This window comes from Kitasatospora sp. NPDC094015 (genome assembly GCF_040304075.1).
Taxonomy (GTDB): domain Bacteria; phylum Actinomycetota; class Actinomycetes; order Streptomycetales; family Streptomycetaceae; genus Kitasatospora.
The window spans coordinates 82972-104329 of record NZ_JBEOUL010000015.1 but is presented as its reverse complement, the minus strand read 5'-3'; the positions used below and the strand labels follow the sequence as shown (position 1 = coordinate 104329).

Annotated in this window: 22 protein-coding genes and 1 pseudogene; 10 read left to right on the top strand and 13 right to left on the bottom strand. The window is 73.8% G+C overall.

The features are described 5' to 3' along the window. Nucleotides 1-83: 83 nt before the first annotated feature. A complete protein-coding gene (locus ABT014_RS19620; RefSeq protein ID WP_350640246.1) occupies nt 84-920 on the bottom strand; it encodes an undecaprenyl-diphosphate phosphatase in 837 nt (278 codons plus the stop codon). Between the two features lie 187 nt (nt 921-1107). Continuing rightward, nucleotides 1108-2148 carry an L-glyceraldehyde 3-phosphate reductase gene (mgrA, locus tag ABT014_RS19615; protein ID WP_350640245.1) on the bottom strand — a complete coding sequence of 347 codons (1041 nt, stop codon included), beginning with the start codon at nt 2146-2148 and terminating at the stop codon, nt 1108-1110. Between the two features lie 277 nt (nt 2149-2425). Between mgrA and ABT014_RS19610 the strand changes: the two genes are divergently transcribed. After that, the gene (locus tag ABT014_RS19610; RefSeq protein ID WP_350640244.1) at nt 2426-3409 is read left to right on the top strand and encodes a cytochrome c oxidase assembly protein; all 984 of its coding nucleotides are present in this window, start codon (nt 2426-2428) and stop codon (nt 3407-3409) included. A 97-nt stretch (nt 3410-3506) separates the two neighbouring features. Here ABT014_RS19610 and ABT014_RS19605 read toward each other — a convergent pair whose 3' ends face one another. After that, nucleotides 3507-4835 carry a DUF2254 domain-containing protein gene (locus tag ABT014_RS19605; RefSeq protein ID WP_350640243.1) on the bottom strand — a complete coding sequence of 443 codons (1329 nt, stop codon included), beginning with the start codon at nt 4833-4835 and terminating at the stop codon, nt 3507-3509. A 63-nt stretch (nt 4836-4898) separates the two neighbouring features. On the opposite strand from ABT014_RS19605, the pseudogene ABT014_RS19600 reads away from it, so the two are divergent. Together ABT014_RS19600 and ABT014_RS19595 are read left to right on the top strand one after the other, a co-directional pair. Continuing rightward, nucleotides 4899-5792: pseudogene (locus tag ABT014_RS19600) on the top strand (helix-turn-helix domain-containing protein); the annotation flags it as partial. Between the two features lie 28 nt (nt 5793-5820). Further along, nucleotides 5821-6048, top strand: a complete 228-nt coding sequence (locus ABT014_RS19595; protein ID WP_502895033.1) for a DUF397 domain-containing protein — start codon at nt 5821-5823, stop codon at nt 6046-6048. Here ABT014_RS19595 and ABT014_RS19590 read toward each other — a convergent pair. After that, nucleotides 6035-6508 (bottom strand): MarR family winged helix-turn-helix transcriptional regulator, encoded by a 474-nt coding sequence (locus tag ABT014_RS19590; protein WP_502895032.1) that lies wholly within the window; start codon nt 6506-6508, stop codon nt 6035-6037. The genes ABT014_RS19595 and ABT014_RS19590 overlap by 14 nt on opposite strands. A gap of 103 nt (nt 6509-6611) precedes the next feature. On the opposite strand from ABT014_RS19590, the gene ABT014_RS19585 reads away from it, so the two are divergent. The 3 genes from ABT014_RS19585 to ABT014_RS19575 all read left to right on the top strand — a co-directional run bounded on the left by ABT014_RS19585 (nt 6612) and on the right by ABT014_RS19575 (nt 10833). After that, nucleotides 6612-8081, top strand: a complete 1470-nt coding sequence (locus ABT014_RS19585) for an MFS transporter (protein WP_350640241.1) — start codon at nt 6612-6614, stop codon at nt 8079-8081. Between the two features lie 105 nt (nt 8082-8186). Next, on the top strand, nt 8187-9443 hold the full coding sequence (locus ABT014_RS19580; RefSeq protein WP_350640240.1) for a hypothetical protein: 1257 nt from the start codon (nt 8187-8189) through the stop codon (nt 9441-9443). 136 nt (nt 9444-9579) lie between these two features. Further along, complete coding sequence (locus ABT014_RS19575) at nt 9580-10833, top strand: alpha/beta hydrolase family protein (RefSeq protein WP_350640239.1); 1254 nt, start codon at nt 9580-9582, stop codon at nt 10831-10833. A gap of 22 nt (nt 10834-10855) precedes the next feature. Here ABT014_RS19575 and ABT014_RS19570 read toward each other — a convergent pair whose 3' ends face one another. The 7 genes from ABT014_RS19570 to ABT014_RS19540 form a co-directional block, all read right to left on the bottom strand. Beyond that, on the bottom strand, nt 10856-11653 hold the full coding sequence (locus ABT014_RS19570; RefSeq protein WP_350640238.1) for an urease accessory protein UreD: 798 nt from the start codon (nt 11651-11653) through the stop codon (nt 10856-10858). Further along, nucleotides 11637-12341: an urease accessory protein UreG gene (ureG, locus tag ABT014_RS19565; RefSeq protein WP_350640237.1), complete on the bottom strand. Its 705-nt coding sequence runs from the start codon at nt 12339-12341 to the stop codon at nt 11637-11639. The genes ABT014_RS19570 and ureG overlap by 17 nt, the downstream gene beginning before the upstream one ends. Then, nucleotides 12331-12981 (bottom strand): urease accessory protein UreF, encoded by a 651-nt coding sequence (locus ABT014_RS19560; RefSeq protein WP_350640236.1) that lies wholly within the window; start codon nt 12979-12981, stop codon nt 12331-12333. Before ABT014_RS19560 ends, ureG begins: the two co-directional genes overlap by 11 nt. After that, nucleotides 12981-14705, bottom strand: coding sequence for an urease subunit alpha (locus ABT014_RS19555; protein WP_350640235.1), 1725 nt, complete (start codon nt 14703-14705; stop codon nt 12981-12983). Before ABT014_RS19555 ends, ABT014_RS19560 begins: the two co-directional genes overlap by 1 nt. Then, entirely contained in the window at nt 14698-15009 is a 312-nt protein-coding gene (locus ABT014_RS19550) for an urease subunit beta (RefSeq protein ID WP_350640234.1), read from the bottom strand. Before ABT014_RS19550 ends, ABT014_RS19555 begins: the two co-directional genes overlap by 8 nt. After that, nucleotides 15006-15308, bottom strand: a complete 303-nt coding sequence (locus ABT014_RS19545) for an urease subunit gamma (protein WP_350640233.1) — start codon at nt 15306-15308, stop codon at nt 15006-15008. Before ABT014_RS19545 ends, ABT014_RS19550 begins: the two co-directional genes overlap by 4 nt. A 266-nt stretch (nt 15309-15574) precedes the next feature. Continuing rightward, on the bottom strand, nt 15575-16390 hold the full coding sequence (locus ABT014_RS19540) for a TetR/AcrR family transcriptional regulator (protein WP_350640232.1): 816 nt from the start codon (nt 16388-16390) through the stop codon (nt 15575-15577). A 73-nt stretch (nt 16391-16463) separates the two neighbouring features. On the opposite strand from ABT014_RS19540, the gene ABT014_RS19535 reads away from it, so the two are divergent. Together ABT014_RS19535 and ABT014_RS19530 are read left to right on the top strand one after the other, a co-directional pair. Continuing rightward, entirely contained in the window at nt 16464-17318 is an 855-nt protein-coding gene (locus ABT014_RS19535; RefSeq protein ID WP_350640231.1) for a siderophore-interacting protein, read from the top strand. A 58-nt stretch (nt 17319-17376) separates the two neighbouring features. Then, nucleotides 17377-18420 (top strand): HEAT repeat domain-containing protein, encoded by a 1044-nt coding sequence (locus ABT014_RS19530; RefSeq protein ID WP_350640230.1) that lies wholly within the window; start codon nt 17377-17379, stop codon nt 18418-18420. Between the two features lie 36 nt (nt 18421-18456). On the opposite strand, the gene ABT014_RS19525 is transcribed toward ABT014_RS19530, so the two are convergent. Next, nucleotides 18457-19269, bottom strand: coding sequence for an alpha/beta fold hydrolase (locus ABT014_RS19525; protein WP_350640229.1), 813 nt, complete (start codon nt 19267-19269; stop codon nt 18457-18459). A gap of 63 nt (nt 19270-19332) precedes the next feature. Here ABT014_RS19525 and ABT014_RS19520 point away from each other — a divergent pair, with 63 nt between their 5' ends. Continuing rightward, the gene (locus ABT014_RS19520) at nt 19333-19761 is read left to right on the top strand and encodes a MarR family winged helix-turn-helix transcriptional regulator (RefSeq protein ID WP_350640228.1); all 429 of its coding nucleotides are present in this window, start codon (nt 19333-19335) and stop codon (nt 19759-19761) included. Nucleotides 19762-19814: 53 nt separating this feature from the next. Here ABT014_RS19520 and ABT014_RS19515 read toward each other — a convergent pair whose 3' ends face one another. After that, nucleotides 19815-20780, bottom strand: a complete 966-nt coding sequence (locus ABT014_RS19515) for an NAD(P)-dependent oxidoreductase (RefSeq protein WP_350640227.1) — start codon at nt 20778-20780, stop codon at nt 19815-19817. A 13-nt stretch (nt 20781-20793) separates the two neighbouring features. Here ABT014_RS19515 and ABT014_RS19510 point away from each other — a divergent pair, with 13 nt between their 5' ends. After that, complete coding sequence (locus ABT014_RS19510) at nt 20794-21348, top strand: CGNR zinc finger domain-containing protein (RefSeq protein ID WP_350640226.1); 555 nt, start codon at nt 20794-20796, stop codon at nt 21346-21348. Nucleotides 21349-21358 lie beyond the last annotated feature (10 nt).

Here is a 21358-nt window from a genome sequence, read left to right as displayed (position 1 = left end):
GTTCACCCCACCGGCCCACCCGGTACGGCGAGAGGCCGCCCCCGCGCGCGGTGCGGGGGCGGCCTCTCGGCGAGCAGTTGGGATCAGGCGTCGATGACGCCCGCGCCCAGCAGGCCGAACAGCAGGAAGCCGATGATCAGGCGGTACACCACGAAGGCGTTGAAGGAGTGCTTGGCGATGTACTTCAGCAGCCAGGCGATCGAGGCGTAGGCCACCACGAAGGACACCAGGGTGCCGACGGCCAGCGGGGCGATGCCGACGCCGCCGCCGGTCGCGTCCTTGAGCTCGTACAGGCCGGCGCCGGTCAGGGCGGGGATGGAGAGGAAGAACGAGAGGCGGGTCGCCGCCACCCGGTCCAGGTCACGGATCAGCGCGGTCGACATGGTGGCGCCCGAGCGGGAGAAGCCGGGGAAGAGCAGCGCGAGGATCTGCGAGGAGCCGACGATCATGGCGTCGGCGAGCGTGATGTCCGCCTCGCCGCGCCGGTGGCGGCCCATCTGGTCGGCGCACCACATCACGATGCTGCCGGCGATCAGCGAACCGGCCACCACCCACAGCGAGGCCAGCGGCCCGTCGATGAGCGGCTTGGCGGCCAGGCCGACGACCACGATCGGGATGGTGGCGTAGATGACCCACCAGGCGAACTTGTAGTCGTGGTTGGCGCGTTCGGAGCGGTTGACGATGCCCCGGCCCCAGGCGGTGACGAAGCGGAGGATGTCCTTGAAGAAGTACAGCAGCACCGCGGCGATCGCGCCGACCTGGATGACGGCGGTGAAGCCGACCACCGCCTTGTCGTCGACGGGGATCCCCATCAGCCCTTCGGTGATCTTCAGGTGTCCGGTCGAGGAGATCGGGAGGAACTCCGTCACTCCTTCCACGATGCCGAGGATGACGGCCTGGCCGACACCGATTGCGCTCATCTGAAATGTCCTCGCGGTGGTCTGAACGGTCGGAAATGCAGTGCCCAGCGCACGGCAGAGTCGGCCGGACGGCCACGGCTGCGTCTACAGGCTTGTAGATGCTAGGGGATGAAGATGTCGGCCCGCACCGCCGGGTACCACCGGGCCGCACCCTCGGGTGCGGCCCGGGGCCCGACAGCCCGTCCGGTCAGCCCTCGGTGGACCGCGCCCAGAGGTTGAGACCCGCGTCGGTCGCGTACTTGTCGATCTCGGCGAGCTCCTCCTCGGTCAGCTCGGGGCCCTGGATCGCGGCGACGTTGGTCTCCAGCTGCGCCACCGAGGAGGCGCCGATCAGCGCCGAGGTCATCCGGGGGTCGCGCAGCAGCCACTTCAGGGCGAGCTGGGCCAGCGACTGACCGCGGCCGGCGGCGACCTCGTTGAGCTTGTTCAGCTTGTGCCGGGTCTCCTCGGTGAGCGCCGCCGGGTCCAGCGACTTGCCCTGCGCGGCGCGGGAGCCGGCCGGGATGCCCTGGAGGTAGCGGTCGGTCAGGATGCCCTGCGCGAGCGGCGCGAAGCCGATGCAGCCGGCGCCCTCCTCGGCCAGCACGTCGAGCAGGCCGTCGTCCTCGATCCAGCGGTTGAGCATCGAGTACGAGGGCTGGTGGATCAGCAGCGGCACGCCCAGGTCGCGCAGGATGGCGGCGGCCTCGCGGGTCTTCTCGGCGTTGTACGAGGAGATGCCGGCGTAGAGCGCCTTGCCCTGCCGGACCGCGGAGGCGAGCGCCCCCATGGTCTCCTCCAGCGGCGTCTGCGGGTCGAAGCGGTGCGAGTAGAAGATGTCCACGTAGTCCAGGCCCATCCGCCGCAGCGACTGGTCCAGGCTGGCCGTCAGGTACTTGCGCGAGCCCCACTCGCCGTACGGGCCGGGCCACATGTCGTAGCCGGCCTTGGTGGAGATGATCAGCTCGTCCCGGTACGGGTGGAGGTCGGCGGCCAGGTGCCGGCCGAAGTTGGCCTCGGCGGAGCCGTACGGCGGGCCGTAGTTGTTGGCCAGGTCGAAGTGGGTGATCCCGAGGTCGAAGGCGCGGCGCAGGATGGCGCGCTGGGACTCCAGGGTGCGGTCGTCCCCGAAGTTGTGCCACAGGCCGAGCGAGATCTCCGGCAGCTGGAGGCCGCTGCGGCCGCTGCGGCGGTACTGCATGGACCCGTCGTAGCGGTCCTCGGCGGCCCGGTAGGGGGCGGTGGTCATCAGTGCCTCCAGAAGAGATTTGTTTCGTTCAAGAACATATCGGATCGGGCAGCCCACCCCAAGCTGCGAGTCCACCACGCCCCCACCGGCCCGCTCCACCGGGCGCGCCGGACCGGGCCGGCCCGCGCGCCGGACGGGGGCGGCGGGGGCGCGCCGGACCGGGGGCGGGTGCGGGCGCCGCGTAAGCCCCGCCTAGGCTGGGCCCGAAGCAAAACGGACGAAACCGGACCGCGGCCCGGGCCCGACCGACGCAGCACGAGGAAAGCAGGACGCGCCGATGGGCGACGGCATGGCAGGCATGCACCACCACGGAGGGGACCCGCTCGGCCCGTTCACCCTCTCCGCCAGCCTCGGCTGGTCACCCGACTGGCCGTTCCTGATCGGCGCCCTGCTGGCCCTCGGCCTCTACCTCGGCGGCGCCGTCCGGCTCTGGCGCCGCGGCGACCGCTGGCCGATCGGCCGGGCCGTCGCCTGGGTCGCGGGCATCGGCTCGATCGGCCTGGTGACCTGCACCGGGCTGAACGACTACGGCATGGTGCTATTCAGCGCCCACATGATCCAGCACATGGTGCTGAGCATGCTCTCGCCGATCCTGCTGCTGCTCGGCGCCCCGATCACGCTCACCCTGCGCGCGCTGCGCCCGGCCCGCAAGGGCAGCGGCCGCGGGGCGCGCGAGCTGGTGGTGGCGCTGCTGCACAGCCGGTACATCCGGGTGGTCTCGCACCCGGCCTTCACCATTCCGCTGTTCGTCGCCAGCCTGTACGCGCTGTACTTCAGCCCGCTGTTCGACTTCCTGATGAAGTACCGCCTCGGGCACATCGTGATGATGGTCCACTTCCTGGCGGTCGGCCTGCTGTTCTTCTGGCCGATCATGGGCGTGGACCCGGGCCCGCACCGGCCCGGCTTCGTGATGCGGATCATCGAGCTGTTCATGGGGATGCCGTTCCACGCGTTCTTCGGCGTCGCGGTGATGATGGCCACCCACCCGCTGGTCACCACCTTCAGCGCCGGGTCCGCGCCGCCCGGCACCGACCTGCTGAACGACCAGAAGATCGCCGGCGGCATCACCTGGGCGTTCGGCGAGATCCCGACCGCGATCGTGCTGATCGCCCTCACCCTGCAGTGGGCGAAGTCCGAGGAACGGCAGGCCCGCCGCCGCGACCGCGCGGCCGACCGGGACGGGGACGCCGAGCTGGTCGCCTACAACGCCTACCTGGCCTCGCTGGACAAGCGCGGCCGGCAGGCGACCGAGGCCGGCTGAGCGCAGCCCGTACCCCACCTCCGCCGGGCCCCGGCCGACCCTCTGCCCGAGGGCCGGCCGGGGCCTTCGCCGTCGCGGCGGCGCGACCGGGTACCGGTCAGCCGATGCCCTGGCGGTCGGGCCGCAGGGCGAAGGCCCGGTCCTCCGGGTCGCCGACGTTCGCCGCGACCGCCCTCACCAGCAGCTCGCGCTGGGCCCGCAGCGGCGGGCGGTGCGGCTCGGGCGCGATCCGGAGCAGGTCGTCCAGGGCCGCCGCGAGCCGCCGGGTGACCTGGGGGTGGGCGGCGCCGCAGAGCCGGATCTCGGTGAAGGCCAGGTCGACGGTGTCCGCCCAGCCCGCCACCGGCTGCACCAGCCGGACCCGGCCCGCCCGGTCGCGGTAGCGGAGCTCGCCGAAGGACTCGGCCGCCAGCACCGCGGTCAGCTGGTAGATCCGGTCGATGGCCTGGACGGCCGTGGTGGGGTCGTTGACCGCCGGGGAGAGCGCCCGGATGGCGATGTCCACCAGCTGCCGGAACCCGAAGCTGAGGTCCTGGTGCATGGTGCGGTCGACGCCGACGTTCAGCGCGGCCGCGATCCGGCGCGGACGCGGGGCGCCGGCGCCGGTCACCACCACGGTGGGGGTGCCGGGGGCGATGAAGTCCCCGATCCGCGGCACCAGGCGGAGCACCACGTCGTGCCGCCGGGCCACCCGGACCAGCCGGCCGATGTTGACGTCCCGGAGCACCCCGGCGCTGCCCTCGTGCAGCAGGGTGCGACCGCCCTGCGGCCGGCCCGGCTCGGCCTCCTCGGGGGCCAGCCGGTGGTACTGCGTCAGGACGGCGAGCGACTCCCGGGTCACCCGGTCGATCACGTGCGGCACCCGCAGCAACCGCAGGGTGGCCTGGACGTACAGCACGAAGAAGGCGAGGCTCAGCATGACCAGCAGCACGGCCGCGAGGGTCGAGGTGATCGGGACGGACACCGCCTTGGCGGGGTCGGTGGTGTCGTCGTAGGTGAGCTGCACCAGCAGGGTGAAGACGAAGGTGGCCAGGCAGGTCGAGAAGGTCGCCTTGGTGAGCCGGCTGCGGACGTACAGCCGGAGCACCCGGGGGCTGAACTGGCTGGCGGCCATCTGGAGCGACACCAGCGAGATCGAGAACACCACCCCGATGAACGTGAGCATCGCCGAGCTGACCGTGGAGACCACGCTCTTGGCGGCGCCGGTGAAGCGGAGCAGGTCCTCGGCGGACCCGTTCTCCCGGAGCGTCGAGCGGTAGACCTCCTGGTCGAGCCAGTCGGTCAGCCCGGCCAGCAGCACCGCCCCGACGCAGGCGACCAGCGGGGCCACCCAGAACGAGTCCCGCAGGTGCTCGCGCAGCGGGGAGAGCGGCCGGTACCGCCGCTGCCGCCCGGGCTGCCTCGGGGCGGGCCGACGGTCGCTCATGCCCTCACGGTAGGGCCTGGCGATGGGGGGCGCACGGGCGCGTTACACGCGCTCCCTCGCTGGATGGGCTTCCGGCATCCGGGGTTGGCAGGGGCGGTCAACGGCGCAGAATTGGTATCGGTCCGTGCGGGGTGTGTCACGGACCGTACCGGCACAGCGGGAGGGGATCGCATGGGAGCCACGACGACACGGACCTGGGGCACCGTGCTGCGGGACCACCGGGAGGCACAGGGGCTCAACCAGGGGGAGGTGGCCCACCGGATGCACTGCCACCAGTCCATGATCAGCCGCCTGGAGCTGGACAAGAGCCCGCCGACCCGCAGCTGGGCCGAACGGCTGGACGAGATCCTCGGCAGCGGTGGGCAACTTCTGACGGCGTACGAGCTGGTCGCGCCCTACCTCCAGGGGCGGCACCCGCGGTGGGACTGGTTCGAGGAGTTCGTCCGGGCGGAACGGACGGCCCGGTGCATCCGTGAGTTGCAGACGGGGCACGTCTCGGGCCTGTTGCAGACCGAGAGCTACATGCGTGCGCTGTTCGAAGCGCACAATCCGACCGACTCGCCGATCCAGATCGGCGAACGGGTCGCAGCGCGACTCGAACGCCAAGCACTGCTGTCCGGGCCGAAAGCACCGCTGCTGGTCAGCCTGCTGGACGAGGCCACCCTACGGCGGGTCATCGGTTCACCGGCGGTGATGCGCGAGCAGCTCGAACACCTGCTGACACTGGGCCAGGAGTCCGGCGCCGTGATCCAGGTCCTGCCTTTCGGCGAGGGCGAGGCCACCTGGACGCACATGACGGGCATGATCCTGCTGGAGCTGCCGGACGGGCAGCACCGGATCTACTCGGAGAGCCTGGCCCGCGGACACTTCATCGAGGATGAGGCGGACATCGCCCGGTTCACCGAGGACTACGATCGGATCCGCTCCCACGCCCTACCGAAATCCCGGTCCGAACAGCTGATCCGTCGCATCCTGGAAGGGTTCGATGACCATGCCCCCGCTCCCCGAGCTTCGCAGCACCGTCTGGGTCAAGAGCAGCTACTCGGGCGGCAACAGCGGCAACTGCGTCGAATGGGCCCCCGGGTGCGCATCCCGCGGCGTCGTTCCGGTGCGTGACTCCAAGGATCCGGACGGCCCCGCGCTGACCTTCTCCACCACCGCGTGGGCCGCGTTCACCCGGGCCGTGAAGAGCGGGGAGTTCAGCCGGCCCTGACCACGGGCGGGCGGGGCCAGCTGCGGCCCTCCTTCCGCTCGATGCTGGCGTTCAGCCGGGCGAGCATGCGGGCCAGGTCGGCGATCTCGTCGGCGGGCCAGTCGGCGAGCACCCCGCCGAGGCCGGCGATCGCCCAGTCCCGGTCGGCGTGCAGGCGGCGCAGGCCCTCGTCGGTGATCCGCAGCTTGCGGGCGAGGCCACCGTCCGGGTCCGGGATCCGTTCGACCAGGCCCTGCCGGAGCATGGCTGCGGTCTGCCGGTTGACGGTGGAGGCGTCGAGGGAGAAGGCCTCGGCGAGCCCGCCGATGGTCATCGGCCCCTCGGCCTCGATCCGGCTGAGCAGGGTGTACGCGCTGCGCTCCAGGCGGTCGGCCGGGCCGGTGGTGCGCAGCGCGGCCATCGCCTGGTGGCGGCCGATCAGCATCAGCTCGCGTTCGATCTCGCCGAGCTCCTCGCGCACCGTGTGCTCCTCCGTCTGCTTCCGTCCGCTCCCCGTCAAGGCTATCCCCCGACCATCACCTATGCATCATGCACATCATGTGTACGATACATAATCTGATCTCGTGAGTGGAGAACCCGTGCGCACAAGCTCCCCCGTCCCGCAGCGCAGCGGCACCGTGGTCGCCGTCCTGGCCGGTGCCGGCATCGTCGTCTCGCTGATGCAGACGCTGGTGGTACCGCTGATCCCCGAGCTCCCGCAGCTGCTGCACGCCAGTTCCGCGAACGCCTCCTGGACCATCACCGCGACCCTGCTGGCCGGCGCGGTCGCCACCCCGGTGCTCGGCCGGCTCGGCGACATGTACGGCAAGCGCCGGGTGCTGCTGCTCAGCCTCGGCCTGATGGTGGTGGGCTCGGTGGTGTCCGCGCTCGGCGGCTCGCTGGTGCCGATGGTGGTCGGCCGCGCCCTCCAGGGCTGCGCGATGGCGGTCATCCCGCTCGGCATCAGCATCATGCGCGACGAGCTGCCGCCGGAGCGGATGGGTTCGGCAATGGCGCTGATGAGTTCCTCGCTCGGGGTCGGCGGTGCGCTCGGCCTGCCCGCCGCCGCCGTGCTGGCCCAGCACACCGACTGGCACGTGCTGTTCTGGACCTCGGCCGCCTTGGGCGCGGTGGTGGCGGGCCTGGTGCGGGCGCTGGTGCCGGAGTCGCCGCTGCGCACCGGGGGCCGGTTCGACGTGATCGGCGCGCTGGGCCTGTCGGTCGGGCTGGTCTGCCTGCTGCTGGCCGTCTCCAAGGGCGGTGACTGGGGCTGGACCAGCGGGCCGGTGCTCGGCCTGGCCGCCGCCGCCGTCCTGGTGCTGCTGCTGTGGGGCGCGTGGGAGCTGCGGGCCCCCGGCCCGCTGGTCGACCTGCGCACCAGCGCCCGTCCGCAGGTGCTGATGACCAACCTGGTGTCGGTGGTGGTCGGCTTCGCGATGTACGCGATGTCGCTGATCGTCCCCCAGCTGCTCCAGCTGCCCGCCGCCACCGGGTACGGGCTCGGCCGGTCGATGGTGGAGGCCGGCCTGTGCGTGGCGCCGTCCGGGCTGGTGATGATGGCGGTGTCGCCGCTGTCCGCCCGGCTCTCGGCGCGCAAGGGCCCGAAGGTCTCGCTGTTCACCGGCGCGCTGGTGATCGCACTCGGGTACGCGCTGGCGCTCGTGCTGATGGACCGGGTCTGGGGCGTGGTGCTGTTCGCCTCGCTGATCGGCGCGGGCATCGCGTTCGCGTACGCGGCGATGCCGGCGCTGATCATGTCCGCGGTGCCGGCCTCCGAGACGGCGGCCGCCAACGGGCTCAACAGCCTGATGCGGGCGATCGGCACCTCGACCTCCAGCGCGGTGGTCGGCGTGGTTCTGGCCCAGCTGACGGTGCGGATGGGGCCGGTGGTCCTGCCGTCCGAGCAAGGGTTCCGGGTCGGGTTCATGATCGGCCTCGGCGCCGCGGTGCTGGCCGCCCTGGTGACGCTGGCGATCCCGGCCCGCCGCCCGTCCGGGGCGATGCCCCCGGCGGCTCCGCAGGCCGTCCCCGCCCGAGCGGCGGACCGGGTCTGAGGAGGCAGCGCCGCGCCGTTCCTGCCGTCCGACCTGCCCGTTCAACGGTTGTGTATCGGCTCGCGCCATCCTTGCGCCCACTCAGCAGCACCGGAGGAGGAACAGATGACCACCCCCGCCCAGCCCGCGAACACCAAGGCCCTCGCCCCCAACACCGGCAAGGTCGTGCCCCGCAGGAAGGGCTGGGCGGTCGGACCCATCAGCAACGGCAAGGAGAGGTACGCCCTGCCGGCGGAGTGGCAGAAGGGCGCACTGCACCACAAAATCTCCAAGGAGAAGCTGGCCTCCGTCGCCGAGCAGATCGCCCTCCTCCACAACAGCGAGCCGGGGAAGCTGAAGGATGCCGTGCAAGCCTTCTGGAGGCTCTGCTGGCAGCTGGCCGGGCGGGCGGTCACGGACGCGGTGCGGGACGCGGAGCCGAAGGTCAGCGCCCACCGGCTGCTGTGGAACCTGCCGATCAACCTCTCGCTGGGCCCCCTGAGCCCGGCCACCGACCCCGGCCAGGCCTTCGACCCCGACACCGTGCCCGACCCGCAGACCCCGGGCGGGCGCATGCTGGACGGCGTCAGCGCCAAGCTCCACGAGCTGGAGCAGCGGTGGGACGCGGCGAGCGCCGTCAACGACGGACAGGGCGACTTCAGCACGCCGGCCCTGTGGGAGGATCTGACCACCCTGCTCCGCGCGGCGCACGAGGCGGCCGACCAGACTACCCGCGAAGATCGGCTGCTCTACCCGCCGATGCCGGAGCAGTGGCTCTACGACACCAAATCCCACCTGCGCAAGGGCACCACCGAGTTCCTGGACGCGGCGGTGGGCGAACAGCGCTTCCGGGAGGCCCGGTTGAACGCGCCCTCGATCGAGGCCCACAAGGCCTCCGGGACCGCGCTGGCCACCGCACAGGCCACCACCACCTACCAGGGGAAATCCGTCACCCTGACGGTCACCATCACCGAGGAGGTCCTCCACCACGTCGCCGAGCGCCACACCTTCACCTTCTTCGCGTTCCCCGGTCGGCCCCGCCCCATCACCACCCTGTGGCCGCGCGTCCGCACCTTCGCCGACCTCACCACGACCGCCGGCGAGCTGGCCCCGCACCTGGCCGCCATCTGCCTGGCGCACCTGGTCGGCCTGGAGAGCGCCGACCCGGCGCGGTGGCCGTGGGAGGACATCGAGCTCGTCCAGCAACCGGCCGGCAAGCATTGCGTCTACTTCCACGCCGGCGTCGAGAGCATCGAGGAAGATCCCGCCGGCGTCACCGTCGACATCGCCATCAAGACCTTCGCCCCCAACGGCCCGAGCGGCCCCGGCCTCCTCCGGCCGGACCTGGTCACCATCGGAGAGGCCCTGAAAGCCCGCCCGTAGGAACGGCATCGGCGGCGCCGGGCGAACCCGGCAGCCGTCACGGTGAGCACCGTCGCGGCACCAGGGAGAATCCAGGGTCCGGATCAGGAGTGTCCCCGATGCCGCCCGGGCCCACCGGCGTAGCAGCATCGGGTCCATGACGACCCATCATTCGCCTGCCCCCGGCCGCCGGACCGCCCGGCGGGCGGCGGCCACCGCCTGCGCGGCGGCCGTGCTCGCGCTGCTCGGCACCGCCGTGCCCGCCGCAGCGGCCGACCGGCCCGCGCCCATCCGGCTCACCCTGCCCGCGCCCACCGGGCCGTACCAGGTCGGCGTGAGCGCCCTGCACCTGGTCGACCCGGGTCGGGCCGACCCGTGGCAGCCCGACCACGGCCGGCGCGAGCTGATGGTCAGCGTGTTCTACCCGGCCGCCGGGGCGGGCGGCCGGCCGCAGGCTCCGTACATGCTGCCCGCCGCGGCCGCGCACTTCGACGCGGTGACGGCCGACGACTACCTCCAGCTGGGCGTGCCGGCCGGCCGCGCCGACTGGGCGGCCACCCGGACGCACGTGCGGCAGGACGCGCCGGTGGCGCCCGAGCGGGGCGGGCGGCCGGTGCTGATCTACTCCCCCGGCCTCGGCGAACCGCGCACCTGGGGCACCACGCTGGTGGCCGACCTGGCCAGCCGGGGCTACGTGGTGGTGACCGTCGACCACACGTACGAGGCGCCCGAGGTCCAGTTCCCGGACGGTTCGCTGGCGACCATGGTGGCGCCGGGCGACCCCGACGCGTTCATCCGCAAGGCGCTCGCGGTCCGGGTCGACGACACCCGGTTCGTGCTGGACCGGCTCCACCAGCTGGCCGCCGGGCGGAACCCGGACGCGGACGGGCGGGCGCTGCCCGCCGGGCTCGGCCGGGCGCTGGACCTGTCCGAGGTGGGCATGGTCGGGCACTCGATGGGCGGCACGGCGGCGGCTCTCACGATGGACGCCGACCGGCGGATCGCGGCCGGCCTCGACCTCGACGGCAACCTCACCAACGTCGACGGCTCCCTGATGCCGGTGGCCGAGCACGGGCTGGACCGGCCGTTCCTGCTGGTGGGCAAGGACGGCGAGACCGACACCGGGCCGGGCTGGCAGGCGTTCCGCGCCCACACCCCGGGCTGGACGCGGCAGTTGACGCTGGCCGGGGCGGAGCACGCCTCCTTCACCGACGCCGAGGCGCTGATCCCGCAGCTCGGCCTGGATCCGGAGGTACGGGCCGCCGACATCGGCAGCATCGAACCCGCCGTCGCGATCCGCACCACCGAGGCCTACGTCGCGGCGTACTTCGACCACTGGCTGCGCGGCCGGTGCGGCACCCTGCTGGACGGGCCGTCACCGCTCTACCCGGAGATGGAGTTCGTCGGCTGACCCGCCCGCCGGCCGCCCCCGGTCAGCCCGGCGGGAGGGTGAGCAGGCGGCGCAGCGCCAGCGCGTCCGGGGCGAGGGCGGTCAGCAGGGTGGCGCCGGTGCCGGGGAGGGCGAGCAGGGCGGCGTCCGCCCCGGGTGGCGGGGATGGTGGCGCCGGCAGGCCGACGGTGAGCAGCTGGCCGAGGGTGCGGTGGCCGCCGAGCGCCGCCGGGCCGGACCAGCCGGGGGCGTCCGCGCCGAGGTCGGTCTGCTGGTCGAGCAGCGGGTGGCCGTCCCGGTGGACGGTCAGGCGGGAGGTGAGGCGGCCGGGTGGGGCGCCGCGGGCCCAGTCGTGGTGCCGGCCGAGCACCTGTTCCTCGCGCAGTCGCAACCGGGCCCCGGCGGCGAGGGTGATCCGGGTGGTGAGCACCAGGTGGCTGCCGGCCGCGGCGACCACCGGTTCGGGGAGCCAGTCGAGGCGGGCGCCCTCGCCGACCAGGAGGTCGATCGTGTAGTGGGCCGGGCCGCCGCCGCGGCCGGGCAGGCTGATGGTGGCGGCGGCGCTGGTGACCTGGAGTTCGGCGCCGGGCCGGACGTCGACCCTGAGTGCGAGCCGGTCTCCGCCGAGCGGTGCGGCCATGGTGCCGACCAGGGTGACCCGCCCGCCGCGGGTGCGGCGGATGGCGATCGGTCCGGCGCCGGCCAGCACGGGCAGGGCGGTGCCGCCCCGCCCGTCCGGCTCGGCGGTGATCCGGGCCGTGGCCTCCACCGCGCTGCCGAGCGCGGCGGGATCGGCCGGGCCGGCGGGATCGGCGGGCCCGGCCTCAAGCGTGCTGGTCAACGGCGATCCAGGCGGCCCGGCGGGCGCGGACCCACGCGGCGATCGGCTCGATGCCGTCCGGGGTGGCGAGCGAGCTGAACAGGGTGGGCAGCTCACCGCGCTGGGCGGCGGCGTCGCGGGCCATCACCCCCAGGTCGGCGCCGACCAGCGGGGCGAGGTCGGTCTTGTTGATCACCAGCAGGTCGGAGGTGGAGACGCCGGGCCCGCCCTTGCGCGGGATCTTGTCGCCGCCGGAGACGTCGATCACGAAGATCTGGTGGTCCACCAGGCCCCGGCTGAAGGTGGCGGTGAGGTTGTCGCCGCCGGACTCGACCAGGATCAGGTCCAGCGGCCCGAGCGCGTCCTCAAGCTCCTCGACGGCCTCCAGGTTGGCGGAGATGTCGTCACGGATCGCGGTGTGCGGGCAGCAGCCGGTCTCCACGGCGATGATCCGCTCGGGCGGCAGGACGGCGTTGCGGAGCAGGAACTCGGCGTCCTCGGTGGTGTAGATGTCGTTGGTGACGACGGCGAGCGAGAGTTCGTCGCGCAGCACCCGGCAGAGCGCGGCGACGGTGGCGGTCTTGCCGGAGCCGACCGGCCCGCCCAGTCCGATCCGCAGGGCGCGCGGCCGGTCGCCGCCGGTCCGGTGGGCGGCGCTCCAACTGTGGTGCGCGGGGGCGTCGTGGGGGTCGACGTGGTCACGATGCAAAGAGTCGTACCTTCCAGGAGGCGTGCTGCTCGGCGTGGATGTCGAGCAGGGGGGCCGAGGCGGCGGGCAGCTGTCCGGCCCGGGCGGCGTCGACGGCCTCGGCCGCGACCGCGGCCAGCTGCGGGCCGAGCCGGGCCAGTACGGCCGCGACCCGGTAGGGGTCCAGGCCGAGCAGCCGGACGCAGGCGGTGGCCGGCCCGTTGACGCTCTCGTACGCGGCGAGCTCGGCCGCCTGTTCGGGGGTGAGGCCGGCGGCGTGCGCGGTGACGCCGAGGACGATCGGCTGGTGGGCGCCGCGGGGGTGCAGGGCGTGCAGCCGGTCGAGGGCGGGGTGCGGCCAGGCGGCCCGGGCGGCGCGCAGCAGTTGGCGGCCCAGGCGCCGGCTGGTGGCGCGCTGGGCGGGTGAGGGGGTGCGGGCGTCGGCCTGCCGGTCGAGGTCGGTGAGCTCGCCGCCGGCCGCGGCGGCGGCCGCGAGGGCGGCGGCGACCAGCCCGGCGGTGTGCAGGCGGCCGGTGAGGAAGGCCGCCAGGCTCTCGGCGTCGTGGATCCGGCCGGCCTTGACGGCGGCCTCGGCGCCGCCGGAGTGGGCGTGGCCGCCGGCCGGGAAGCGCCCGTCGGCGAGCAGCAGGAGCGCGGACATCAGAACAGGAAGTACCGCTGCGCGAGCGGCAGTTCGGTGGCGGGCGCGGGGGTGACGACCTCGCCGTCGATGGTGACGGTGAAGGTGTCGGGGTCGACCCGGACGTCGGGCCGGGCGGCGTTGTTGACCATGTGGTCCTTGGTGACGCCGCGGGTGTTGCGGATCGCCCGGAACTGCTTGCCGAGGCCGAGCCGGTCGGGGAGGCCGTCGTCCAGGGCCGCCTGGGCGGTGAAGTTGAAGGAGTTGCGGGCCGGTGCGCGGCCGGTGGCGCCGAACATCGGCCGGGGCAGCATGGGTTGGGGGGTCGGGATGGAGGCGTTGGCGTCGCCGGCCTGGGCCAGCGCGATCTGCCCGCCCTTGAGCACCAGGTCCGGTTTGACGCCGAAGAAGGCCGGTGACCAGAGCACCAGGTCGGCGAGCTTGCCGGGCTCCACCGAGCCGATCTCGTGGTCCAGGCCCTGCGCCACGGCCGGGTTGACGGTGTACTTGGCGACGTAGCGCCGGGCCCGGTGGTTGTCGGCGCGGCCGTCGCCGGGCAGCGCGCCGCGGCGGAGCTTCATCACGTGGGCGGTCTGCCAGGTGCGCATCACCACCTCGCCGATCCGGCCCATCGCCTGGGAGTCGGAGCTGATGATGGAGATCGCGCCGAGGTCGTGCAGCACGTCCTCGGCCGCGATGGTGGACGGGCGGATCCGGGACTCGGCGAAGGCCAGGTCCTCGGGCACGTGCGGGCTGAGGTGGTGGCAGACCATCAGCATGTCGAGGTGCTCGGCCACCGTGTTCACGGTGTGCGGGCGGGTCGGGTTGGTGGAGCTGGGCAGCACGTTCGGCTGGGAGACCACGGTGATGATGTCGGGTGCGTGGCCGCCGCCCGCGCCTTCGGTGTGGTAGGCATGGATGCCCCGGCCGGCGATCGCCGCGAGCGTGTCGGCGACGAAGCCGGCCTCGTTCAAGGTGTCGGTGTGGATCGCCAGTTGGGCGCCGGTGAGCTCGCAGACCCGCAGGCAGGCGTCGATCGCGGCGGGGGTGGCGCCCCAGTCCTCGTGGATCTTGAAGCCGAGCGCGCCGCCGCGCAGCTGGTCGTGCATGGCCGCGGTGTTGACGGTGTTGCCCTTGCCCAGCAGGCCGATGTTGAGCGGCAGGTCGTCCAGCGCGGCGAACATCCGGGCCAGGTGCCAGCCGCCGGGCGTGACGGTGGTGGCCTTGCTGCCCTCGGCCGGGCCGGTGCCGCCGCCGATCAGGGTGGTGATGCCGGAGCCGAGCGCCTCGTCGGCCAACTGCGGTGCGATGAAGTGGACATGGGCGTCGATCGCGCCGGCGGTCAGGATCCGTCCGTTGCCGGAGATGACCTCGGTCTCCGGGCCGATCACCAGGGCGGGGTGCACGCCGTCCATGGTCTCCGGGTTGCCGGCCTTGCCGAGTGCGGTGATCCGGCCGTCCCGGATGCCGATGTCGGCCTTGACCACGCCCCAGTGGTCGAGCACCACCGCGCCGGTGATCACGGTGTCCGGCGCGCCCTCGGCGCGGCCGGTGCGGGCCTGGCCCATCGACTCGCGGATCACCTTGCCGCCGCCGAAGACCGCCTCATCGCCGCCGGCGCTGCGGTCCTCCTCGATCTCGATCAGCAGGTCGGTGTCGGCCAGCCGGATCCGGTCGCCGGTGGTGGGGCCGTAGAGGTCGGCGTAGCGCTCGCGGGACAGCCGCAGGGCGTACCGGTCAGCCATCGAGGCCTCCGGCGACCTCGCCGCGCAGCCCGTGCACCTCGCGCCGGCCGCCGATCGGGATCAGCTCGACCTCCACCGGGATGCCCGGCTCGAAGCGGACGGCGGTGCCGGCGGGGATGTTCAGGCGCAGCCCGTACGCGGCCCGGCGGTCGAACTCCAGGCCGGGGTTGGACTCCGCGAAGTGGTAGTGCGAGCCGACCTGCACGGGCCGGTCGGCGGCGTTCACGGCGGTGAGCCTGGTCACCGGGCGGTCGGCGTTGAGGCCGATCCCGCCCTCGCCGTACAGGATCTCACCGGGCGTCACAGGATCGGCCCGTGCACGGTGACCAGCTTGGTGCCGTCCGGGAAGGTGGCCTCGACCTGCACGTCGGGGATCATCTCGGCGATGCCCTCCATGACGTCCTTGCGGCCCAGCACGTGCCGGCCCGACTCCATCAGCTCGGCGACGCTGCGGCCGTCGCGGGCGCCCTCCAGCACGTGCGAGGTGATCAGTGCGACCGCCTCGGGGTGGTTCAGGCGCAGGCCGCGGGCCTGCCGGGCCCGGGCCACGTCGGCGGCCACGTGGATGAGCAGACGCTCCTGCTCGTGCGGGGTGAGCTTCATCGGCGGACCTCGGGTAGGGCGTCAGGATCCTGCGGGCACGGCACTGTGCCCGGACGGCCTCGGGCGCGCAGGTTCGACCGGGCGGACGGTCGGGGCGCACGGGCTGCGTCGCCCGGCGGACCGTCCCGGCCCTGCACAACAGGAGGGTGGAACTCGCGGTTACGGTAGCCGACGAACTTCCGCCCTCCCAGGGCCCGGCGGCCGGATGGCGGGGAATTTACCCAGACTTGCCACGACCCTGGGGTGGCGGTCGGAGAACGAAACACTCACCCGCCGGCGGCGGCCGCCTCGATCCCGTCGAGCAGGACGGCGAGCCCTGCGGCGAAGGTGGCCCTGGCCTCCCGCTCAGGGTAGGGCACGTCGTCCCCCGGCGCACCGGGCCGGTCGGGCCGGTAGGAGGCCGCCCGGTCCTGTTCGAGGGCGCCGAGCAGCGGGTAGCGGTCGGTGAAGTCCGGTGCGACCTCGGCGAGTCGGGACGCCCGGCTGAACCACCACTCCTCGTCGGACACCCCGGTCGCCGCGGCCGCCTGCCGGGTCTCGGCGACCGCACCGGCGGCGCCGCGCACGTAGTTGACCAGGGTGCCGGTGATCCGGCGCAGCCGCTCCCCGCTCAGGCCGGTGCCGCGCAGCGCCCCGAGCAGCGCCTCCAGCATCCGGTACTCGCCCGGCCCGAGCACCGGGCGGGCCTGCGAGACCTGGAGCACCCAGGGGTGGCGCAGGTAGCAGGCCAGGCCGTCCTCGGCCCAGGCGGTGACGGCCGGGCGCCAGCCGGCCCCGTCCGGGTAGCGCTCCGCGAGCTCGGCCAGCACCTGGTCGTACATCAGGTCCAGCAGCTCGCTCTTGCCGGGCACGTAGGTGTAGAGCGCCATCGCGGTGGTGCCGAGGCGCTCGCCGACCGCCCGCATGGAGAGAGCGGCCATGCCCTGGGCGTCCGCGATCCCGACCGCCGCGCCGACGATGGCGTCCACGCTCAGCCCGGGGCGGCGGCCGGGGCGCGGGCGCGGGTCGTCGGCGGGTGCGCCGGCGCGCCACAGCAGGGCCATCGAACGTCGGGGGTCGCCCTGCCCGGCGAAGACCACCACCACTATCTCCTTATGGCGTAAAGTATTGCTTCCGATCCCGTTCCTTACGGCATAAAGATATCAGGAGGGCCCCATGCAGCAGCTGCCCGTCTCCTCGGTGCGGGTCGCCGGACTCCGGCTGGTCACCCCGCGGATGCTGCGGATCACCTTCACCGGCGACGACCTGGCCGCGCTGCCCGACCACTGGCCCGACCAGCAGGTCAAGCTCTGCTTCCCGCCGCCGGGCCGGCCCGCCCCGGTGCTGCCGGCCGCCGATCCGGACGGCGACCCGATGCGCTGGTACCAGGCCTTCCTGGCGATCCCCGAGGACAGCCGGCCGGCGATGCGCGGCTTCACGATCCGCGCCCGGCGCCCCGAACGCGGCGAGCTGGACATCGACTTCGTCCTGCACGGCGACACCGGACCGGCCGGCCGCTGGGCGCTGACCGCGGCCGTCGGCGACACCCTCGGCATGGTCGGACCCTCCGCCGCCTACGCCCGACCCCTGCCCGCCGCCGACTGGCTGCTGCTGGCGGGCGACGAGACGGCCCTCCCCGCCGTCTCCACCCTGCTCGAAGCCTTGCCCCCCGGCGCCCCGGCGATCGCCTTCCTGGAGGTGGCCGACCCGGCCGAGCAGCAACCCCTCGACACCCGGGCCGACCTCACCGTCCACTGGCTGCACCGGGACGGCCGGCCCGCCGGTCACGGCACCGCCCTGCTCGACGCGGTGCGCGCGGCCGCACTCCCGGCCGGCACCGGCAGCGCCTGGCTGGCCGCCGAGGCGGGCACCGCCCGGGCGCTGCGCCGGCACCTGGTCGGGGAACGCGGCCTGGCCAAGCGGTCGGTGGAGTTCGCCGGCTACTGGCGCCTCAGCCTCACCCAGGACGACGCACCCACCGCCGAGGATCTCGCCGAGGCCCGCGAGCGACTGGCCGACGCCCAGGGGTGACCCGCACCGCGGGCCCGCCACCAGCAGCGGTGGATCACCGTCCAGCAGAATGGGGGGCATGGATCCCGTGGGCGCGTCGGCGCTGATCGACCAGGCCCTCGCGGCCACCCGCCGGCACGACGAGCAGGCCGCCGGCGACCTGCTCGACCAGGTGGCGCAGGACGGGCCGGCGGCGCTGCGCCTGGGCACCGGGCTGCTGTTCGACCCCGACCCCACCGAGCGGGCGGTCGGCTGCCGGCTGCTGCGGCGCGCGGGCGACCAGCACGAGGAGGTCCGCCCGCCGGCCGCCGCCCGGCTGCTCGCCGCCCTCCCGGACGAGACCGATCGGACCGTCCGCCGGCTCGCCGTCGAGGCGCTCGGCGCGACCGCCGACGAGCGCGCGGCACCGCTGCTGGTGGCGCTGGCCGACGACGCCGATCCCGGGCTGCGCGAGGCGGTGGCGGGGGCGCTGGCGTCGACCGCCCCGGAGGCGCCGGGCGAACCGGAGCTGTCCACGCTGATCCGGCTGACCGGCGACCGCGAGCCCGAGGTCCGCAACTGGGCGACCTTCGCGCTGGGCTTCCGGCTGGCGGTGGACACCCCCGCCGTCCGGGCCGCGCTGTGGGCGCGCACCGGCGACCCGTACCACCAGGCCCGCGCGGAGGGGATCCGCGGCCTGGCCGTCCGTCACGATCCGCGTGCCCTGCGGCCGCTCGGCGAGTTGCTGGCCTGGTCCGGCGGCGACCCGCTGACCCTGCGCGCGGCCGCCGTGCTCGGGGCGCCGGAGCTGCTCCCCCGGCTGCGCGCCCTCGACCCCGCCACCCCGGGCCTGGCCGAGGCCCTGGCCGCCTGCGACCCGGTCCTGCGCGCCGCGCTGGACCGGCAGGCCTGGGCCCTGGTCGAAGCACTTCAGCGACTGCTGCCCGACCGGGCCGTGGCGATCGGCTCCGAGCGCTTCGAGCCGGGCCTGACCCTGACCGTCGGCACGGCCGAGGACGCCCTGCACTGGTCGGCCGGCCACCTGCTCGCCCGCGCCGGCGGCACGGTGGAGCGCGCCGCCACACTCGCCGCCGAGGACGTCGCTGCCGCCGCCGACCACCCGGGGGCACCCCGAACGGCGTGAGGCCGCCCCGACGAGCCGGCTGCGAGGCCGGGGCGGTCACGGAGCCGGGGTCACCCGGGCACCGAACTCGCGAAGCTGGCCGAGCAGTTGCTGCGGCGTCTCGAGCTGCGGCAGGTGGCCGGTGCCGGGGAGGAGCCGGAACTCGGCGCCGGGCACGGCCTCGGCGAAGGCCCGCCCGTACGCCGGGTGGACGACCCGGTCGCTCTCGCCCCACAGGACCAGGGTGGGCACGGTGATCCCGGCCAGCCGCGCGCGCAGCCCCGGGTCGGCCATCGCCGCACCCCGGCCGTAGACGCCAAGGGCCTGCCGGTTGCCGGCCGCGACGGCCTGCTGCGCCGGGGTGAGGGCGGCCGGGTCGAAGCGGAACAGCGCCGGGTCGTGGTAGCTGAGCCGGGAGAGCTCGACCGGCGAGAGGCCGGAGACGTCCGCGACCGGGGAGTGCGGGACCTCGATGCCGACCGCGTTGACCAGCACCAGCCCGGCGACCCGGGGGCTGTGCAGCAGGGCGAGCTCGGCGGCGATCCAGCCGCCGATCGAGTTGCCCACCAGGACGACGTCCGTCAGGTCGAGGCGGTCGAGCAGGTCGCGGTAGAGCGCGGCCAGGGCGGGGACGTCGGCCAGTCGCTCCGGCCTCGGGGTGCCGCCGAAGCCGGGGTGGGTCGGGAGGACGACCCGGCCCGGGCCGTCGGTGGCCAGCAGTCCGGCGAACGCGGCGACCGACTGCGGCCCGGCGCCGCCGTGCAGCAGCAGGTAGGTGGGGTGTCCCTCGCCCAGCTGGGCGACGGTGAGCTCGGCAGCGGTCGGTTCGGCGCGGTCCGGGCCGGCGGCGGGGTTCGTTTCGACGTTCATATCAACAACCTTAGATCAGCATGTTGATATAAACAACCTGTCTTTCCGGGCTAGGATCGCCCCGTGAGCACTTCCCTCCCGCACCTCGGCCGGGCCGTCAAGCGGCTCCAGCACCGTCACCACCAGGCGATGAACGCCGAACTCAAGTCGCTCGGCGTCAGCCTGGTCCAGTGGGACGCGCTGCGGCACCTGGACCGCAACCCGGAGGCCTCCCTGCACGACCTGGCCCTGCTGACCTTCCAGACCGACCAGGCCTTCGGCACGCTGGCCGGCCGGATGGTGGACCGCGGCCTGATCGAGCGCGTGCCCGGGCCGGGCCGGGCCGTACGGCACCGGCTGACCGCCCGCGGGCAGGAGGTCCGGGAGGCCGGCGAGGAGCGGATGGACCGGGTCCTGGCCGAGTCCTTCGCCCCGCTCACCGCCGGCGAGCGGGAGACCCTCGGCGCCCTGCTGGACCGCCTGCTGACGGGCGGACCGGACTCGACTCCCTGACCGCCCGGTCGTCCGCACCGGTCCGGGCGGGCCGCGGTCACGGCCGGCGGCGGTCACCGCGGCTGCTGTTCCGCGATGACCGCCCAGTCGTCCTCCCCGCGACCGTCGGCGAGAGCCTGATCGAAGACGGCCCGCAGCAGCTCACCGACCGGGAGCGCGATGTCATGGTCGCGCGCCGCATCCAGCGCGAGGTGGAGGTCCTTGCGACCCAGGACCGTGGTGAACCCGGCCGGCCGGTAGCGCCGTTCGGCAATCATCGACCCGTAGCCGGCGTAGACGGCTCCCGGGAAGAGTGTCGAGGTCAGCATCTCGACGAACTGCCCGGAGTCGACACCGGCGCCGTCCGCCAGGCTGACGGCCTCACCCAGCGACTGGATCGCGCAGGCGATCAGGTAGTTCCCGAGGATCTTCACGATGTTGGCCTGCTCCGGACGATCGCCGAGCCGCCACGTCCGCGAGCCGATCACGTCGAAGTACGGCTGCACGCGGTCGACCAGCCCCGGATCGCCCGCCGCAAGGATGTTGAGCGCCCCGGCCTCGGCCACCGGGACACGGCCGAATACGGGTGCCGCGACGTACCCGACACCGTGCTCGGCGTGCGCCGCGCCGAGCCGGCGGGCCAGGCCGGCACTCACCGTGGCGAGGCCGACGTGCACGGTCCCGGCCGGGGCCTGGGCGAGCACGCCGGAGTCGAGGAACGTCTCGGTGACGGCCCGGTCGTCGGCCAGGACCGAGAAGACCACCGGCGAGCGCATGGCGTCCGAGACCGAAGCAGCTCGACGGGCACCCGCCGCGACGAGCTCGTCCGCAGGCCCGTCGGACCGGTTCCACACCACGACGTCGTGGCCGGCCCCCAGGAGGTTGCGTGCGATGGGCCGCCCCATCGCCCCCAGGCCGATGACCGCGATGCTGCTCATTCGGAGACCCCTCTCTGCGAACCGTCCAAGACGGTTCCACGATGCCACGGGGGTTACCATCGTGTCGAACCCTCTGAGACGGTTCGCGAGATGGCCGCTCACCGTGGAGGTTGAAATGTCCGAGGACGTGCACCGCGTGTTCCGCATGGACAACGAGGTCCTGGCGTTCCGGTTCACCGCCACCGTCAGCGACCGAGCCGGCGCGGCGCCGCGCGAGCGACTGACCGACCCCGCACGACTGACCATGTGGCTGCGGGCCACCCGGCTCGACGCCAGGGACGTGTCGCCGACCGAGCTGAAGGCCGCCGTCGAACTGCGCGAGGCGATCTACCGCATCGGGTCGGCGATCGCCGCGGACGGACCGCCCGATGCGCAGGACGTCCGCACCCTCAACACGGTCGCCGCCGCCGGACACGCGAAGGCCGTGCTCGAACACGGTCGCGCAGGATGGCACTTGACCGGGGCGACACCGGTCGGCGACGCCCTCGGGGTCCTCGCCACCGATGCCGTCCGGATCCTCGGCGGCCCCGACCGCAGCCGGATCAAGAGCTGCGAAGGCCCCGGATGCGCGGGGCTCTTCCTCGACACCAGCCGCGGCGCCAACCGCCGCTGGTGCTCCATGAACACCTGCGGCAACAAGGTCAAGAAAGCACGGCTCGCCGCGAACTGACCCGACGGCC

Bases quoted from the DNA above. Each gene is read 5' to 3' on its own strand.
- ABT014_RS19525 (WP_350640229.1), bottom strand. From the start codon at position 19,269: ATGAACGTCGAAACGAACCCCGCCGCCGGCCCGGACCGCGCCGAACCG.
- ABT014_RS19560 (WP_350640236.1), bottom strand. From the start codon at position 12,981: ATGTCCGCGCTCCTGCTGCTCGCCGACGGGCGCTTCCCGGCCGGCGGC.
- ABT014_RS19620 (WP_350640246.1), bottom strand. From the start codon at position 920: ATGAGCGCAATCGGTGTCGGCCAGGCCGTCATCCTCGGCATCGTGGAA.
- ABT014_RS19580 (WP_350640240.1), top strand. From the start codon at position 8,187: ATGACCACCCCCGCCCAGCCCGCGAACACCAAGGCCCTCGCCCCCAAC.
- ABT014_RS19555 (WP_350640235.1), bottom strand. From the start codon at position 14,705: ATGGCTGACCGGTACGCCCTGCGGCTGTCCCGCGAGCGCTACGCCGAC.
- ABT014_RS19535 (WP_350640231.1), top strand. From the start codon at position 16,464: ATGCAGCAGCTGCCCGTCTCCTCGGTGCGGGTCGCCGGACTCCGGCTG.
- ABT014_RS19530 (WP_350640230.1), top strand. From the start codon at position 17,377: ATGGATCCCGTGGGCGCGTCGGCGCTGATCGACCAGGCCCTCGCGGCC.
- mgrA (WP_350640245.1), bottom strand. From the start codon at position 2,148: ATGACCACCGCCCCCTACCGGGCCGCCGAGGACCGCTACGACGGGTCC.
- ABT014_RS19605 (WP_350640243.1), bottom strand. From the start codon at position 4,835: ATGAGCGACCGTCGGCCCGCCCCGAGGCAGCCCGGGCGGCAGCGGCGG.
- ABT014_RS19545 (WP_350640233.1), bottom strand. From the start codon at position 15,308: ATGAAGCTCACCCCGCACGAGCAGGAGCGTCTGCTCATCCACGTGGCC.
- ABT014_RS19575 (WP_350640239.1), top strand. From the start codon at position 9,580: ATGACGACCCATCATTCGCCTGCCCCCGGCCGCCGGACCGCCCGGCGG.
- ABT014_RS19610 (WP_350640244.1), top strand. From the start codon at position 2,426: ATGGGCGACGGCATGGCAGGCATGCACCACCACGGAGGGGACCCGCTC.
- ABT014_RS19595 (WP_502895033.1), top strand. From the start codon at position 5,821: ATGACCATGCCCCCGCTCCCCGAGCTTCGCAGCACCGTCTGGGTCAAG.
- ABT014_RS19510 (WP_350640226.1), top strand. From the start codon at position 20,794: ATGTCCGAGGACGTGCACCGCGTGTTCCGCATGGACAACGAGGTCCTG.